Source organism: Streptomyces sp. NPDC049879 (assembly GCF_044461265.1).
GTDB lineage: Bacteria > Actinomycetota > Actinomycetes > Streptomycetales > Streptomycetaceae > Streptomyces.
This window is the reverse complement of sequence record NZ_JBITKT010000008.1, coordinates 286,947-303,162: the sequence shown is the minus strand read 5'-3', so window position 1 is coordinate 303,162 and position 16,216 is coordinate 286,947. Positions and strand designations below refer to the sequence as shown.

15 protein-coding genes are annotated in these 16,216 nt (G+C 74.5%); 7 read left to right on the top strand and 8 right to left on the bottom strand.

All coding sequences use genetic code 11. The features are described from left to right. Positions 1 to 53: 53 nt before the first annotated feature. The 7 genes from ACIBPC_RS26275 to ACIBPC_RS26245 are packed head-to-tail and all read left to right on the top strand — an operon-like array spanning position 54 to position 7,403. Positions 54 to 1,025: an ABC transporter permease gene (locus ACIBPC_RS26275; RefSeq protein WP_398848019.1), complete on the top strand. Its 972-nt coding sequence runs from the start codon at positions 54 to 56 to the stop codon at positions 1,023 to 1,025. Continuing rightward, on the top strand, positions 1,022 to 1,936 hold the full coding sequence (locus ACIBPC_RS26270; protein WP_362968842.1) for an ABC transporter permease: 915 nt from the start codon (positions 1,022 to 1,024) through the stop codon (positions 1,934 to 1,936). The genes ACIBPC_RS26275 and ACIBPC_RS26270 overlap by 4 nt, the downstream gene beginning before the upstream one ends. Next, on the top strand, positions 1,933 to 2,856 hold the full coding sequence (gene murQ, locus ACIBPC_RS26265; RefSeq protein ID WP_362968839.1) for an N-acetylmuramic acid 6-phosphate etherase: 924 nt from the start codon (positions 1,933 to 1,935) through the stop codon (positions 2,854 to 2,856). Before ACIBPC_RS26270 ends, murQ begins: the two co-directional genes overlap by 4 nt. Beyond that, positions 2,853 to 4,037 carry an anhydro-N-acetylmuramic acid kinase gene (locus ACIBPC_RS26260; protein WP_398848017.1) on the top strand — a complete coding sequence of 395 codons (1,185 nt, stop codon included), beginning with the start codon at positions 2,853 to 2,855 and terminating at the stop codon, positions 4,035 to 4,037. Before murQ ends, ACIBPC_RS26260 begins: the two co-directional genes overlap by 4 nt. Then, complete coding sequence (locus ACIBPC_RS26255; RefSeq protein WP_398848015.1) at positions 4,034 to 4,567, top strand: GNAT family N-acetyltransferase; 534 nt, start codon at positions 4,034 to 4,036, stop codon at positions 4,565 to 4,567. Before ACIBPC_RS26260 ends, ACIBPC_RS26255 begins: the two co-directional genes overlap by 4 nt. Further along, the gene (locus ACIBPC_RS26250) at positions 4,564 to 5,715 is read left to right on the top strand and encodes a serine hydrolase domain-containing protein (protein WP_398848013.1); all 1,152 of its coding nucleotides are present in this window, start codon (positions 4,564 to 4,566) and stop codon (positions 5,713 to 5,715) included. The genes ACIBPC_RS26255 and ACIBPC_RS26250 overlap by 4 nt, the downstream gene beginning before the upstream one ends. Before the next feature lie 5 nt (positions 5,716 to 5,720). Then, positions 5,721 to 7,403: an ABC transporter ATP-binding protein gene (locus ACIBPC_RS26245; protein ID WP_398848011.1), complete on the top strand. Its 1,683-nt coding sequence runs from the start codon at positions 5,721 to 5,723 to the stop codon at positions 7,401 to 7,403. 597 nt (positions 7,404 to 8,000) lie between these two features. Here the strand turns inward: ACIBPC_RS26245 and ACIBPC_RS26240 are convergent. The 8 genes from ACIBPC_RS26240 to ACIBPC_RS26205 form a co-directional block, all read right to left on the bottom strand. Continuing rightward, positions 8,001 to 9,539, bottom strand: a complete 1,539-nt coding sequence (locus tag ACIBPC_RS26240; RefSeq protein WP_398848010.1) for a CHAD domain-containing protein — start codon at positions 9,537 to 9,539, stop codon at positions 8,001 to 8,003. Positions 9,540 to 9,611: 72 nt separating this feature from the next. Then, entirely contained in the window at positions 9,612 to 9,962 is a 351-nt protein-coding gene (locus ACIBPC_RS26235) for a VOC family protein (RefSeq protein WP_362968605.1), read from the bottom strand. After that, a complete protein-coding gene (locus tag ACIBPC_RS26230; RefSeq protein ID WP_362968604.1) occupies positions 9,959 to 11,608 on the bottom strand; it encodes a fused response regulator/phosphatase in 1,650 nt (549 codons plus the stop codon). Before ACIBPC_RS26230 ends, ACIBPC_RS26235 begins: the two co-directional genes overlap by 4 nt. Beyond that, entirely contained in the window at positions 11,605 to 13,446 is a 1,842-nt protein-coding gene (locus ACIBPC_RS26225) for an ATP-binding protein (RefSeq protein WP_398848007.1), read from the bottom strand. Before ACIBPC_RS26225 ends, ACIBPC_RS26230 begins: the two co-directional genes overlap by 4 nt. Continuing rightward, entirely contained in the window at positions 13,443 to 14,483 is a 1,041-nt protein-coding gene (locus tag ACIBPC_RS26220) for an ATP-binding protein (protein ID WP_398848005.1), read from the bottom strand. The genes ACIBPC_RS26225 and ACIBPC_RS26220 overlap by 4 nt, the downstream gene beginning before the upstream one ends. Continuing rightward, positions 14,480 to 14,902, bottom strand: coding sequence for an anti-sigma regulatory factor (locus ACIBPC_RS26215; RefSeq protein WP_362968601.1), 423 nt, complete (start codon positions 14,900 to 14,902; stop codon positions 14,480 to 14,482). The genes ACIBPC_RS26220 and ACIBPC_RS26215 overlap by 4 nt, the downstream gene beginning before the upstream one ends. Further along, entirely contained in the window at positions 14,899 to 15,276 is a 378-nt protein-coding gene (locus tag ACIBPC_RS26210; protein ID WP_362968600.1) for an STAS domain-containing protein, read from the bottom strand. Before ACIBPC_RS26210 ends, ACIBPC_RS26215 begins: the two co-directional genes overlap by 4 nt. Next, positions 15,273 to 16,121, bottom strand: coding sequence for an STAS domain-containing protein (locus ACIBPC_RS26205; protein WP_362968599.1), 849 nt, complete (start codon positions 16,119 to 16,121; stop codon positions 15,273 to 15,275). Before ACIBPC_RS26205 ends, ACIBPC_RS26210 begins: the two co-directional genes overlap by 4 nt. Positions 16,122 to 16,216: the final 95 nt, after the last annotated feature.

Genomic DNA, 16,216 nt, shown 5'->3' with positions numbered 1-16,216 from the left:
GGGCCCGCACTCCCGCGGACCCCGCGCCACGGCCGGAGACCTCTGCGAGAACCATGCTCAGAAAACTCACCAGGAACCGCGTCACCCGAAGGATCGCCTCCTCCCTGGCGACCCTGCTCGGCGTCGCGATCCTCGTCTTCATCATGCTGCGCGCCATCCCAGGCGACCAGATCACGGCGGGCCTGGGCACGGAGGCTGCGGCGCTGACCCCCGACCAGCGGGCCGACCTGGAGGCGTACTACGGCATCGACAAGCCCCTCCTCACCCAGTTCTTCTCCTGGATCGGCAACCTGCTCACGGGAAACCTCGGCTTCTCCTCCCGCGCCCAGGAGAGCGTGCTCGACCTGACGCTCAAGTCCCTGCCCGTCACGCTCGAACTGGCCCTGCTCGCGATCGTCATCGCGCTGCTCATCGGCATCCCCCTGGGCATGCTCTCCGCCTCGAAGCCCGACTCGCCGCGCGACGCGGCCGGCCAGGTGGTCGGTCTCGCCGGACTGTCCATCCCCGCCTTCCTGCTCGCCACCACCCTGCTGTCGGTCCTCGCCTCGTCCTTCGGCTTCAACCCGAACGGCAAGCCGTTCGCCGGGCTGTTCGACGACCCGCTGCTCAACCTCCAGCAGATGCTGCTGCCCGCGCTGGTCCTCGGCTTCGGCATCGCCGCCCCGATCATGCGCACGACCCGCACCGCCGTCCTCGAAGTGCGCTCCCACGACTTCGTCCGCACCGCGCGTGCCAAGGGCGTCCCCGCGAAGCGCCTCCAGGTGCGGCACGTGCTGGGCAACGCCATGGTGCCCATCGTCACCATGGTCGGCCTCCAGTTCGGCTACCTGCTGGGCGGCGCGGTCGTCGTGGAGCAGGTCTTCTCCGTCCCGGGGATCGGCCGGCAGGTCCTGCTCGGTATCCAGCAGAAGGAGTACGCGCTCGTGCAGAGCACCGTCCTGGTCATCGCGGTGGCGTTCGTGCTCGTCAACCTGCTGACCGACATCACCTACCGCCTGATCGACCCCAGGGTGCGTGCCTCATGACCGACATCGCGCAGGCCGCCGGTCCCGGCACCGGCCCGGCCCTCGAACCCGGTCTTCCCCCCGCCTCCGGGCGCACCCAGCGGCTGCGCGCCCTGCTGCGCAGCCCCAGCGGCCTCATCGGCCTGATCCTGATCGCCCTGCTGGCCGTGGCCGCGGTGGCGTCCTGGCTCGACCTGCTGCCGTACGACCCCGTCGCGCAGGACCCGCCGTCCCGGCTGCTCTCCCCGTCGGCCGACCACCTCCTCGGCACCGACCAGTTCGGCCGCGACGTGTTCTCCCGCGTGGCCGCCGGGGTCGGCAACTCGGTCCTGATCGCCGTCGTCGCCGTGCTGTTCGCCTCGGTCGTCGGCACCCTCGGCGGCCTGGTCTCCGGCTTCTTCCGGGGCTTCGCCGACACCGCGATCGGCGGCGTCGCGAACGTCCTGTTCGCCTTCCCGCCGCTGCTGCTGGCCCTCTCCCTCGCCGCGGTGTTCGACCGCAACTGGTTCACCGTCGCCATCGCCATCGCCGTCGTGTACGCGCCGATCTTCATCCGCGTCACCCGTGGCCCGGTGCTCACGCTGCGCGAGATCGAGTACGTGAAGGCCGCCACCAGCACCGGCCAGCGCCGCATCGCCACGATGTTCCGCCACGTGCTGCCGAACATCACGTCCCTCGTGATCGTCCAGATCACCCTGTCGCTGTCCTGGGCCGTGCTCACCGAGGCCTCGCTCAGCTTCCTCGGCCTCGGCACCCCGCCGCCCGCCCCCTCGCTGGGCTCCATGATCTTCGAGGCGCGCACCCTCGTCTCCATCGCCCCCTGGACGCTGTACGGCCCCGGTGCGGTCGTCGTCCTCCTCGTCGTCGGGCTGAACCTGCTCGGAGACGGCCTGCGCGACGCTCTCGACCCAAGAAACCGAGGAAAGAAATGAGTTCCGCCAGCCGCGACGTCCGCCGGCTCACCGGCCTGTCCACCGAGGCTGCCGATCCTCGCTACGCGACCGTCGACCGCATGCCGGTGGCCGAACTGGCGGCCGCGATGAACGACGCCGACGCCGGTGTCCCCGCCGCCGTCGCCCGCGCCCTGCCCCAGATCGTGCCCGCGATCGAGGGCGCCGCCGAGCGGATGAAGGCGGGCGGACGCCTGATCTACACCGGCGCGGGCACCCCCGGCCGCATCGGCGTGCTCGACGCCTCCGAGTGCCCCCCGACGTTCAACACCGCGCCGGGACAGGTCCAGGCGATCATCGCCGGCGGCCCCGACGCCATCGTCACCTCGCAGGAAGGCGCCGAGGACGACCCGCTCGCCGGCGCCGCCGCCATGGACGAGGCGGAGGTCGGCCCCCAGGACACCGTGATCGGCATCGCGGCCAGCGGCAGGACCCCGTACGTCATCGGCGCCGTCCGGCGCGCCAGGGAGCGCGGCGCCCTCACCGTCGGCCTGTCCTCCAACGCGGACACCGAGCTGAGCGCCGCCGCCGAGCATGCCGTCGAGGTGCTCGTCGGCCCCGAGCTGATCAGCGGCTCCACCCGCCTCAAGGCGGGCACGGCGCAGAAGCTCGTGCTCAACATGTTCTCCACCATCACCATGGTCCAGCTCGGCAAGACCTACGGGAACCTCATGGTCGACGTCAGGCCGACCAACGCCAAGCTCCGCGAACGCGCCGTCCGCATCGTCACCGCCATCACCGGCGCCGACCGCGACGAGGCCGTCAGGACCCTGGAGGACAGCGGCTACGAGGTGAAGCTCGCCGCCCTGCGGATCGCCGCCAACATCGACGCCCACGCCGCGTCCGCCCGCCTGGAGAAGACCGGCGGACGGCTGCGCGCCGCCATCGAGGAGGCATCGTGAGAATCCTCGGCATGATCTCCGGCACGTCGCACGACGGCATCGACACCGCCGTCGTCACCTTCACCAGGACGGGCGACCGCCTGCACGGCACCGTCGAGCACACCGGCAGCGCCTCCTACACGCCGGAGCTGCGCGCCCGCCTCCTGGCCGCGCTGCCCCCCGCCCCGACCACCCTCGCCGAGATCTGCGAACTCGACACCCTCATCGGGCAGAGCTTTGCCGACGCCGCTGCCGAGGCCGTCGCCGCCGCGGGCCCCGTCGACCTCGTCGTCTCGCACGGCCAGACCGTCTACCACTGGGTGGACGCCGGAACGGCCCTCGGTACGCTCCAGATCGGCCAGCCCGCCTGGATCGCCGAACGCACCGGCACCCCGGTCCTCTCCGACGTCCGCATCCGCGACATCACCGCCGGAGGCCACGGCGCGCCCCTGGTCTCCTACCTGGACGGCCTGCTGCTCGCCGGACTCGGCGGCACCCCCGCCGCCCTCAACCTCGGCGGCATCGCCAACATGACCGTCGTGCGCGGCGCCGCCGACCTGTACGCCTACGACATCGGCCCGGCCAACGCGCTCATCGACGCGGCCGTCACCGACACCGGCGCCCACCCCGGCGGCTACGACGAGGACGGCCTGCTCGCCGCCTCGGGCACCGTCGACGCACGCCTGCTCGCCGTCCTGCTCGACGACGCGTACTACCGCCTGCCCGCGCCCAAGAGCACGGGCAAGGAGCACTTTCACACCGCCTACGTCGCCGACGCCGTCGCCAGGGCGGGCACGGCCCCGGCCCCGGCCGACCTCATCGCGACGCTCACCGAGCTGACCGTCCGCACCGTCGCCGACGACGTGCGCGCCGCCGGTGTGGACACCCTCGTCGTCTCGGGCGGCGGCTGCCGCAACCCCGTCCTGATGGCCGGGCTGCGCGCGGCGCTCCCCGGCGTACGCCTGCTGCTGTCCGACGAGTTCGGCGCGCCGGCGGACGACAAGGAGGCCATCGCGTTCGCCCTCATCGGCTGGTGCACCGCGCACGGCCTGCCCGGCGCGACGCCCGCCGGAACGGGCGCCCGCGAGGCGCGCCTGCTCGGCAGCATCACGCCGGGCACGGGCCCCCTGCGCCTGCCCGAGCCCCTGCCGCAGCCGCCGCGCGCCCTGACGCTGGAGACGAAGGGCGGCACCGGAGCATGACGCCGCCGCTGCGGGCCGCGACGGTCGCCGACCTCACGGGCATCACCGACACCTTCCTCGCCTGCTGGCACGGGAGTTACGCGGCCGTGCTCCCGCGGCGGCTGACCGACGCCATGACGCGCCCCCGGGCCCTGGCCCTGTGGACCCGCGTGCTGGAGACGGCCGCGCCCGGCGAGGTCGTCGTCCAGCCCGCGCCCGACGGCTCCGGCGCGGTCCTCGGCGTCACCCGCTGGGCGATGCCGCCCGGCGGCGGCACGGGCACGGTCCACTCCCTGTACGTCTCCCCGCTCGCCCAGGGCCACGGCACCGGCACCGCGCTGCTCACCGCCGCGACGTCGGCGCTGCGCGACGCCGGCGCCACCGCCGCGACCCTGTGGGTCTTCCGGGACAACGCGCCCTCCGTCGCGTTCTACCGCGGCCGGGGCTGGCTCCCGGACGGCGCGGAGCGCACCCAGGAGGAGTTCGGCGAGCCCGAGATACGCCTCGCCCGCGCGCTCGGCCCCGCCTCCGCGGACGGAGCGGCGGCGTGAACGCGCTCACGGACGCCGTCGCCCGGCTGACGACCGTCGTGCCCCCGGACGCGCCGCCGTCCGCGCGGCCACCGGCCGGCGCTGCCCTGGCCGTACGGGCGCCCGGCTTCGACGGCGCCGCCGCGGCCGGGCTGCGCGCCCTACCCTCCGACGAGGCCCCCGACGGCCTGCCCATAAACACGGACACCCACCACGACCTGGCGTCCGTGACCAAGGTGGCCGCGACCACCACCGCGCTGATGCGCCTCGTCTCCACCGGCGACGTCGGGCTCGACACCCGGGTGGGCCACTACGTCCCGCGGTTCACCGGCGGCGCCAAGGACGACGTGACGGTGCGCGACCTCCTGCTGCACCGGGGCGGCCTGTGGGAGTGGTGGCCGCTCTACGTCGCCGCCACCGACCGGGACGACGCGCTGCGCCGCGCCGCCGAACTGCCCCTGCGCCACGCCCCCCGCACCGGCCGCCACTACTCGGACCTCGGCTTCATGCTCCTCGGCCAGGTCATCGAGGCGGCGGCGGGCACGGACCTCCCCGGCGCGGTGGCCGCGCTCGTCACCGGCCCGCTCGGCATGACCGGCACCCGGTACGGGCACCCCGCCGGAGCCGAGGTCGCCACCAGCTCGCTCGGCGACGGCGTCGAGATCACCATGCTCGACACCGGCACCCCGCACCCCGTGCCGCACCGCAGCGCGGACTTCCGCGGGTGGCGGCGCGGCCCGGTCACCGGACGGCCGAACGACGGCAACGCCCACCACGCGCTGGGCGGCGTGTCCGGCCACGCGGGCCTGTTCGCGCCGCCCGCCGACCTGATCATCCTGGCCGCGGCCCTGTCCGACCACACCCGGCACGAGGACCTGTGGGACCCCCGCACGGCCGAGGAGTTCTTCGCGCCAGGACCCGACGCCGGGCAGTCCCTCGGCTTCCGCCGCTACGAGCTGCGGGTCGGCGGGGAACGCCTTCCGCTGCTCGGACACCCCGGCTTCACCGGCTGCGCGGTCGGGTTCGTCCCCGGCCGCGGCATCGCCCTGGCCCTCGCCACCAACCGCCTGCTGACCCCCGGGACCCCCGTGCCGACCGACGCCCTGTGGGCCGAGGCGCGCGCGGTGGCGGGCCGGGTGGCGCACGACTCCGCACGACCGCAAAGGTGACCACCATGGCAACGCCGACGCCCGTCCTGTCCATCCGCGACCTCTCCGTCTCCTTCCGCTCCGGCACCGGCGAGGTCCCCGCGGTGAAGGGCGTGTCGATCGAGGTCCTGCCCGGCAGGACGGTCGCCGTCGTGGGCGAGTCCGGTTCCGGCAAGTCCACGACCGCCGCCGCCGTCAACCGGCTGCTGCCCCCCGGCGGGCGCATCACCGGCGGCCAGGTCCTCTTCGACGGCCGCGACCTCGCGCAGCTGAGCGAACGCGAGATGGTCGCGGTCCGCGGCGCGCAGATCGGCTTCGTCCCGCAGGACCCGATGTCGAACCTCAACCCGCTGATGCGCATCGGCGACCAGATAGCCGAGGCCCTGGAGGTGCACGGCCTGGCCGCGGGCAAGGCCGCCCACACCCGCGTCACCGAACTGCTCGACATGGTCGGCATCCCCGACCCGGCGCGGCGCGCGAACCAGTACCCGCACGAGTTCTCCGGCGGCATGCGGCAGCGCGCCCTGATCGCCATGGGCCTCGCCTGCAAGCCCCGCCTGCTGATCGCCGACGAGCCGACCTCGGCGCTCGACGTGACGGTGCAGCGCCGCATCCTCGACCAGCTGACCGAGCTGATCGAGGAGATGGGCACCAGCGTCTTCCTGATCACCCACGACCTGGCGCTCGCCGCCGAACGGGCCGACAGCATCGCCGTCATGTACCACGGCGAGATCGTCGAGTCGGGCGACGCCGCCCGCATCCTCGCCGACCCGCAGCACGACTACACCCGGCGCCTGCTGCGCGCCGCGCCCAGCCTGGCCTCGGCCCGCACGGTCGCCGCCGTCCCCGCGCGCGCCACCGGACGCCACGCGGCCGCCGGGACCCCGGGCGCCGCCGCGACGCCCGCCACCGGGGGCGACCTGGTGGAGGTCCGGGGGCTGTCGAAGGTCTTCACGCTCAGGTCCGCGGGCCGCGGCGGCGAGACGGAGCACTTCACCGCCGTCGACGACGTCAGCTTCGGCATCGCGCGCGGCCGTACCGTGTCGATCGTCGGCGAGTCGGGCTCCGGCAAGTCCACCACCGCCAACCTCCTCCTCGGCCTGGAGAAGGCGACCTCGGGCCGGATCGACTTCGACGGCACCGACCTCGCCGGGCTGCGCCGCAAGGAGATGTTCGCGTTCAGGCGCCGGGTGCAGCCGGTGTTCCAGAACCCGTACGCGTCCCTCGACCCCCGCTACACGGTCGGCCAGTCCATCGCGGAGCCGCTGCGTGTGCACCGCGTCGGCACGGCCGCGAGCCGCAGGAAGGAGGCCGCCAGGCTGCTCGACCAGGTCGCCCTCCCGGCGGCCATGGCGGAACGGCTGCCGCACGAGCTGTCCGGCGGCCAGCGGCAGCGTGTCGCGATCGCGCGGGCCCTGGCGCTGTCGCCCGAACTGATCGTGCTGGACGAGGCGGTGTCCGCGCTCGACGTGCTGGTGCAGGCGCAGATCCTCGAACTGCTGGCCGATCTGCAGCGCGAGCTGGGCCTCAGCTACCTGTTCATCAGCCACGACCTGGCCGTGGTGCGGATGATCTCGCACAGCGTCCACGTCATGCAGCGCGGGCGGATCGTCGAGAGCGGCACCCCGGAGGAGATCTTCGGCTCGCCGAGCACCCCGTACACGCGCGAGCTGCTCGCCGCCATCCCCGGCGCGGGCCTCGCGGCGTAGCCGGCCCACCGCCTCGGGAGGCCTGTCGATCTGTCGACAGGCCTCCCGAGCGCGCGGGACGCGCGGCGAACCGGAGGCCGGTTGTGGTCCGCGGCTCGGGGGATGCTGTGTACCTGTGGGCCTTTCGCACGGCCGGGCGGCAGGGGGAGGACCGGAGACCGGGGGTGAGTCCGTGCCTGCCGGGCGCCGTGCCCCACGCACGCTCCGGACGGCCACGCGCTGCTCGCTCGGGGGGCGTGCAGGCGGCGGGGGTCCCGGAGGCCCGAGCGTCCGCGTTTCCTGCGGACTTTCGCACGGCTGGGCGGCGCGGGAAGTGGCGTGAGCCGGTGTCTCCAGGGCGCCGCGTTCCACGCGCGCTTCGGACTGCTCGGCGCGGCTGGTGTGAGTATGTGCCGGTGGCAGGGGTGTGTGGGTCCCCGCCCGGTTGAGGCAGGGCGGGGGTGCGTGCCTCCGGGGCGTCGGCCGTGGTCTCCGGCCAGGTGGGGGCGTTCTGTCGGTGCCGTCAGGTGCGTCCGTGCTTCCGGGGCCGTCGCCACCGCAGGCGCGGGGCCCCCGGCGGGGCCGGATTGCGGCGCCTCGCCGGGGGTTGCCGGGGTGTCAGAAGTGGAGCGCCTTGTGCGCCGCCGCCGCGCGGGCGCGGGCCCAGGCGTCGGGGAGCTGCCGTTCGCGCGCCCCCGCCGCCGCCTCCTCGCGGCCGTGCAGCAGACCCCACGTGAAGCCGGGCTCGCCCGCCGCGTGCGCCGAGATCGCGATGCGGCGCAGCGCGTCGCGGGTCACGACACCGTCGTGCTGCGCGCCGCTCACCTGCTGCACCGCCTTCACGCGCGCGCCGAGCCGCCGCGCGGGCTTCCCGAGAGCCGGACGTGCCGCCTCCGCCGCGTAACGGACGCGCTTCGCCGCCTTCCTCGCGTCGTGGATCGCCGCGTCACGCGCGGGCCCGGCGGGCATGGCGAGCGCGTGGTCCAGGCGGCGCGCGAGCCGCCCGTACTCCTTCATCAGCGCCCTCGTCAGCACCTTCGCCGGCTTCCCGGCCGCCTTGGGGCGCAGCGGCGGCGTCGTGGTCAGGGCGTGCAGCCCCTCCAGCAGGCCCAGGTAGCGGGGGGAGCCGAGCGTCTCCACGACCTGGCGGCGGCCCTGGGCGCGGTGCGCCGCGTCCCAGACCTGCAGCCGCGCGGCGACCGGGCCGAGCACCAGCTCGCCCGGCAGCGCGCGGACGCCGGAGACCAGCCGCTCCCTGAGCACCTCGTGGTCGCGTTCCGCGCCCAGCTCACCGGCCAGCCAGCGCAGGTCGCGCCGGAGGGGATCGGTGACCTCCCGGTCGAGCACGGAACGGTATGTGCGCAGGCAGCCGCGCAGGCGCCTCGCCGTCGTGCGCATCCGGTGCACGGCGTCCGGCTCGTCCCGCCGGACGGCCGGATCGAGGTCCGTCAGGGCGCCGGCCCACCGTGCCACGTAGGCGAGCACGTGCTCCCCGGCCGATCCGGGGACCGGCTCGCGGCGCGCGCCTGGCCCGTCCGCCAGCAGGGACGTGGTCTCGGACAGGGCGCGGACCACCTTGGAGGGGCCGGGCGCGCGGTCGATGCCGCTCTTGCGCAGCACCTTCTCGACGCGGTCGAGCAGCGCCGGGTCGGTGCCGTCGGCGAGTTCGACCTCCAGCTCCGTCCATCCGGCGTGCCCGCCGCCGTCGAGCATCGCGTCGGCCCGCACGGCGTCCACGCTCAGCTCGGCCAGGGTGCCGCCATCGGCGTCGAGGAGCAGGCGCAGGGTACGGGTGGAACGCAGCCGCATCACCGGCCGCAGCGCGGCGCCGCGCGTGCGGGACAGGGCCAGTTCCCGCAGTTCCGCCGGCACGTCCCCTGACGTCAGCGGGGCGTGCACCTCCTCCCGGCTGTCGCCAGGCAGCGGCAGCTTGAGGTGCCATCCGGCGTCGGTGCCGCCGGTCCTGCGCCGCAGGGTCGCGCCGGTGCGGGTCAGCCGCAGGTCGGCGGTGTCGTAGTAGAGGGCGTCCAGTTCGTGGACCCCGGCCTCGGCGAGCGAGACGACCGGGTCCGCGCGCGTCAGGCCGGGGAGCCAGCTGAGGTCGTCGGCGGCGGGGGCGGCGTACTTGCGTTCTGTCTCTCGTTTCGACTGGGCCATACCGTTACCCGTTGACGCGATCCCCCGGATCAAACCGCGCGTTCACCGCTTTCAGCCCATTCCGCCGAGTGTTCACCGGAACTGCGACAGGCAGAACTCGTGCCCCTCCGGGTCGGCCATGACGACGACCACGCCCTCGTCGAACTCGTGCCGCTCGCCGGTGGCCCGGCCGCCGAGCGCCACGACCTGCGCGACGCCCTCCTCGATGTCGTCCACCAGCACGTCGAGATGCAGCCGCACCTTCCCGCGCGCCGGTTCCGTGACGGGCTGGAAGACGAGCCGGGGCTGCGCGTCGCCGACACTGCCGAGGTAGACCCAGCCGGGCCGGGACGGGCCGCGCGGGCGGTCGAGCAGCGCGCTCCAGAAGCGCGCCACACGCTCCACGTCCAGGCAGTCGACGGTCACCCCGACCCACCGGTTCACCGCGGCACCTCTCCCTCCGCCGCCTGTCGTTCCCCGGCCGTCAGCGTGATGGCCATCAGGGCGATGTCGTCCTCGCCGTCCGGCGGGAAGAGCTCCAGCAGGTGCTCGCACATCGCCTCGGGATCGTCCACGGGACCGGCGTCGAACACCGTCTCCAGCTCGGCCAGCCTGTCGCCCAGGTCGGTGCCGCGCCGCTCCAGCAGCCCGTCCGTGACCATCACCAGCGCGGTGCCCGGCGGCGCCTGCGTGACGGTGGCGGGCGGGTGGGGCAGGCCGAGGCCCAGCAGCGGGCCATGGTCGGTGAGGTAGAGGGCGCGTTCCCCGGGGCGGCGGATCAGCGGCGGGAGGTGGCCCGCGTTCGCGATGTGCAGGGTGTCGCTGTCGTGCTCGGCCAGGACGACGCAGAGCGTGGCGGTCTGTGACGGCTCCAGGGTGTGCAGGAGGTGTTCGAGGCGGGTCAGGATGTCCTGCGGGCCGTGGCCCTCCAGGGCGTAGGCGCGCAGCGCGTGCCGCAACTGGCCCATCACCACGGCCGCGTCGAGGGAGTGCCCCGCCACGTCGCCGACGGCCAGCAGCAGGCCCGACGGGGTGTGCAGCGCCTCGTAGAAGTCGCCGCCGATCTCGGTGGTGGCGCTCGCGGGGAGGTACCGGACGGCCAGCAGGGCGCGTTCGGTGTCGGGCAGCCGCTCCGGAAGGAACGTGCGCTGGAGCGTCAGGGCGAGTGTGTGCTCCTCGCTGAACGTCCGCAGCGCCTCCAGGGCCAGGGCGCAGGCGTGCGCGAGCTGGGTCAGCAGGTCGTGGTCGTCGGGCGTGAGGGCGTCGGCGGGCACGGCGATGCACACCGGCGGGCGGCCGGGCTTGGCGCGCGCCGCGGCCAGGGCCATCCGCTCGTGGCCGGGGAACACGCGGCGTCCCGGCCAGCGTCCGGCCGGCACGGCGTGCAGCGCGGCGCCGCTCGCCTCGCCCAGCGGGTGGCCCGCGAGCAGGGCGCGGAAGTCGGCGAGGGTGCGCGGGCCCGCGCTGATGTCGCCCCCGTCGCCCGACACCACGTGGGCGAGCTGCGCGTGCTGCGGGTCGGCGAGCATCACGGCCGCGTCGGTGCCGAGGGTGCCGCCCGCGCCCTCGGCGGCGGCGTGGGCGAGCGCGGCGGCGTCCTTGGCGCTGTAGAGGGCCAGGGTGGCGGCGTTGAGGCGGCCGAGGCGTTCGGCCAGCCGTTCGGCGCGGGCGCGGGCCCTGGCGTAGCGGAGGGTGGCGGTGAGGGTGGCGACGAGTTCCTCGGGCGCGATGGGCTCGGTGAGGTAGGCGTCGGCGCCCCGGTAGAGCCCCTGGGTGCGGTCCGCCGCGCTGATGGCGGACGCCGAGACGTGCACGACCGGTATCGCGGCCGTCCGCGGGTCCGTCTTGATGCGCTCGCACACCTCGAAGCCGGTCATGTCGGGCAGCCGGACGTCCACCACCGCGACGTCGGGCAGGGCGTCCGCCGGGTCGGCGAGGAACCCGAGCGCCTGGGCGCCGTCCCCGGCCTCGATGACGGTGTGCCCCGCGCGCCGCAGGCTGGTCCCCAGCACGTAGCGGTTGGCGGGGTTGTCGTCCACGATCAGGACGCGTGCGGGCGCGGTGTCCGCGGCGGTGGGCTGGGGCGTCACGGTCGCTGCTCCTTCGGATCGCCCGGCCGGTCCGTGCCGGGCGGGCTGCCGGTTCCGGTGGCGTGCGGCGGTGCGGGTGCGTGGGAGAGGACCTCGGCGACGCGTACGGCCGTCAGCCGGTCCTTGCCCAGGACGCCCCGGGCGTGGCGGAGCGCGTCGCGGTCCACGGACTCAGGGGTGGCGGAGGTCAGCACGGCGACCGGGATGTCCGCCAGTTCCGGTTCGGCGGCCAGGGCGCGCAGCACGGCGTAGCCGTCGGGTTCCGGCATGCCGAGGTCGAGCAGGACGGCGTCCGGGCGGAGCCGGGCGATGGTGTCCACGGCGGTGGAGCTGTCGGTGACCTCGGTGACGCGGTCGGCGAGCCTGGCCAGGATCGGGCGGAGGACGGCGAGGAACGCGGGGTCGTCGTCCACGGCGACCAGCGATCCGAGCGGCGGCACGGCGTCGGGGTGCGGCCCGTCCACCGCCTCGCGGCCCGCGATGAGGTCGGCGGGGATCGCCACGGTCACGGTGGTGCCCTCGCCTGGCGTGCTGGCCAGGGTGAGCCGCCCGCCGAGCAGTTCGGTGAGCCGCCTGGCGTACGGCAGGCCGAGGCCCGTACCGGAGCCCGACCGCTGGTGCGGGCCCCTGACCTGGTAGAACTCCTCGAACACCCGCACCTGCTGGTCGGCGGGGATGCCGATCCCCGTGTCGGACACCGTGAAGACCGCCAGGGCCGGTCCCGCGTCGCCGTCGGAGCGTCCCGCCGTGAGCCTGACCTCGCCGTCGTCCGTGTACTTCAGGCCGTTGGACAGGGCGTTGCGCAGCACGCGCGTGAGCATCACCTCGTCGGTGACCAGCCGTCCGGGCGCGCCGGAGGTGTCGATCACCAGGCGCACGCCGGGCCGCGCGGTGCTCTCCAGCGTGCCCCGCAGGTGGTGCAGGAGCGCGCCGAGGTCCACCTCGGACGGCTCCGGGTCGAGGTGGCCCGACTCGGCCTTGGCGACGTCGAGGAGTTCGTCCACGAGCGCCAGCAGCGTCGTGCCGGACGAGGCGATCAGCGAGAGCTGCCTGCGCTGGTCGGCGGTGAGCGGATCGCTGCCCGCGTCGGCGGTCAGCATCAGCCGGGTCAGGCCGATGACGGCGTTGACGGGGGAGCGCAGCTCATGGCTGACGTTGGCCCAGAACCGGGTCTTCGCCTCGCTCGCCAGGGCGAGGGCGCGCGTCTTCTCCTCCAGCTCCGCGTAGAGGGCGACCACACCGCTGTTGGTCTCCTCCAGCTCCCTGGACAGCTCGGTGTAGAGCGCGAGGACGCCCTGGTTGGTCTCCTCCAGCTCGTCGTTGAGGCGCTGCAGGTCCTCCTGGTGGGCGCGCGCCTGCTGGAGCGCGGCGAGCAGGTCCCGGTTCTGCTCGCGCAGGCCCTCGCCCATGGCCGTGGTCTCGGTGTCGGCGGACAGCTCCCCGGCCACGCGGTCGGCCAGGACGGCGAGGGGCTCCACGGTCGGCGGCAGCGGCTGCGTCAGGGTGAGGGCGGGGGAGGGCGCCGCGTCGTACCGGCTGCTGTCCAGCAGGCGCTGTGCCGCGGTGAGCAGTTCGGGGGAGGGGACGCCGCTGCCCGGCTCCCAGCGGAAGACGGCGGTCAGCTGCGGCGGGACGCCGGGCACGAGCGTGAGCTGCGCCGTGAGGCCCGTCGCGCCGAGCAGGTCGCGCCCCGCCTCGCTCAGCACGGTCGCGGTGCGCACCACGTCGTGGTCGGCCAGCCCCAGCAGGCGCCCGGCGGTCCGGCCGTGCCGCCGCAGCGCGTACACGTCACGCTCCGAGGTGACGGCGAGCGCCACCAGGACGTGGGCGCCGGTCATGCCGGCGGGACCTTCACGACGACGATCCCGGCGTCGTCCCTGCGCACCCCTGTCTGCCACAGCAGATGCCCCGCGACGACGGCGGGGCGGTGGCGCGGGAGGGCGGGGAAGTCGGCCGGGGCCCAGCGGTCCCGCAGGCCGTCGGAGTGCAGGATCAGCAGCGCGCCCGTCGGCAGGTCCGCCTCGAACGTGCGGAGGGTGCGGACCTGATGGCCGACGATCCCGGGCATCGACAGCAGCGGGAAGCGTTCCGTCCCGGTCAGCACGAAGCCGGCGATGTTGCCCGCGCCGCAGAGCGCGACGCGGCGGGTCGCGAGATCGACGCGCGCGACGGCGACGGCGGCGCCCCGCGTGCCCTTGAGGGCGGAGTGCAGGTGCCGCAGCAGGTCCTCGGGCCGGGTGAGGGCCGTGCCGCGGAACGCGGCGCGGGCCTGTTCCGCGGCGCGCGCCGCCAGGGGGCCGTGCCCGAGGCCGTCGCACATCATCACGGTGACGCCCTCGGCGTCCTCGTGCGCGGCCCAGGTGTCGCCGCAGAGCTGCTCGCCGCTGATCGGGCGGGTCAGGCCCGCGACGACGGCCGTCTCCGGCCCGCCGGGGGCGCCGGGCTCCGGGGCGTCCCCGACCGTGAAGTGGGCGAGGAGCGCGGTGCCCTGGCCCTGCCGGGTGTAGAGGTCGAACGAGTCGGCGAGGCGGGCGATCGCGCCCAGGCCGATGCCGAGGGTCCCCGCGCTGGAGACGCCGTCGGCGAGCGCGCGCCCGGGGTCGGCGATGCCGGGCCCGCTGTCGAGGGCCAGGCACTCCACGGCGGGGCGGTCGCCGAACCTGACCACCCGCAGGGCGAGCGCGCCGTCCCCCGCGTGCCGCTGGAGGTTGGTGGCCGCCTCGGTGAGCGCGATCCGCAGGCCGGCGATCCGCTCCTCGTCGAGGCCGACGCGGCGGGCCAGCTCCGTCCCCTCGCGCCGGGCCGCGGACGGCAGGGCGGAGCCGCTCCTCAGCCAGACGACGTCCTCGGCCTCCGTCGTCCGGCGGGCGGTCATCGCGCCCACTTGACGACGGTCACGCTCGTGCCCTCTCCCGCGCCGGAGCGCAGGTCGAAGGAGTCCACCAGACGGCGGGCGCCGCTCAGCCCCAGGCCCATGCCGCGGCCGGACGACCAGCCGTCGGTCAGGGCGAGTTCGATGTCGGGGATGCCGGGGCCCTGGTCGCTGAAGCTGGCCCACACCCCGCTCCTGCCGTCCTCGCGCAGCAGCCGGGCGTGCATCTGCCCGCCCCCGCCGTAGATGAGGGTGTTGCGGGCGAGTTCGCTGGCGGCCGTGACCAGTTTCGTCTGGTCGACGAGGGACAGGCGGCTGCGCTGGGCGAGCGTGCGGATCACCTGCCGTGCCTTCACGACGTCACCGCTGCTCGCGATGGCGACCTCGTGCTCGTCCTCCGCGCCCGGGGTGGGTGCGCTCACCGAGGTGCCGGCGAATCGTCCCGGCCCCGGCGCAGCAGCCGGAGCCCCTGTTCCAGGTGGAGGGCCGTGCGCACCTCGCCGAGCGAGAGGCCGAGTTCGACCAGCGTCATGGCGACGGCGGGCCGCATGCCGACGACGACGGTCTGGGCCCCGAGCAGCCGGGAGATGGAGGCGATCGTGGCGAGCATGCGCCCCACGAAGGAGTCGACGACCTCGAGCGCCGAGATGTCGATGACCACGCCCCGGGCGCCGGTGGCGACGATCCGGTCGGACAGGTCCTCCTGGAGGTCGAGGACCATCTGGTCCTCCAGATCGACCTGGATCGAGACGAGCAGGACGTCGCCGATCTTCAGGACGGGTATGCGGTCGGTCACAGGAGCGACTCCGTCTGGTCGGACGCCTCGCGCTCGATCTGCCGCAGGGCGTGCCGCAGCGCGTCGGAGAGGGTCGCCTTGGTGAGGATGTCGCCGAACTCGATGCCGAGCGTCACGATGGTCTGGGCGATCTGCGGGCGTATGCCCGAGATGATGCACTCGGCACCCATCATCCGCGCGGCGACGACGGTCTTCAGGAGGTGCTGGGCGACCTGCGTGTCCACGGCCGGGACGCCGGTGATGTCGATGATGGCGTGCGTGGAGTTCGAGTCGATGAGCGACTGGAGGAGCTTCTCCATCACGACCTGCGTGCGGGCCGAGTCGAGGGTGCCGACCAGCGGCACGCCGACCACGCCGTCCCACAGCTTCACGACGGGCGTGGACAGTTCGAGCAGCTGCTCGGACTGGAGGGAGATGATCTCCTCGCGGGTCTTCGCGTGCGTCTCCACCGTGAACAGCCCCAGGTCGTCCAGCACCCGGGAGAACTGGAGGTACGCGCGCACGTCGTCCTCGGCGCCGGCGAGCGACGGTTCGAGCACCCGCTTGAGCGCGAAGACGCCGAGGGCGGTTTCGGTGGGCGTGAAGCCCTGACGGGCCCGGCCGCGCGACAGCTCGACCAGCAGCCCGCGCACCTCCCCGAACGACTCGCCCCTGGAGGCGAGTCCGCCGCCGCGCAGGGCGCCGAGCAGCGCGTCGTACAGCTCGGTCAGCTCGCGTTCCAGCTCGTTGCGGCTCAGGCGCTCGTCGAGGGCCGAGAAGACCGTGCTCACCCACTGGGTCACGAACACGTCCCGCTTGGTGTCGAGCAGCTCGACGAGCCGATCGGCCTCTGTCGTGTCCACCAAGGGTCCGCCTCCCGTTACCGCCTCGTGCCGTGCGCTTGTCAGCAACGAAGATACGGCACAGGACGGGACGACTCGAACAGGAGGGTGAATCGAAC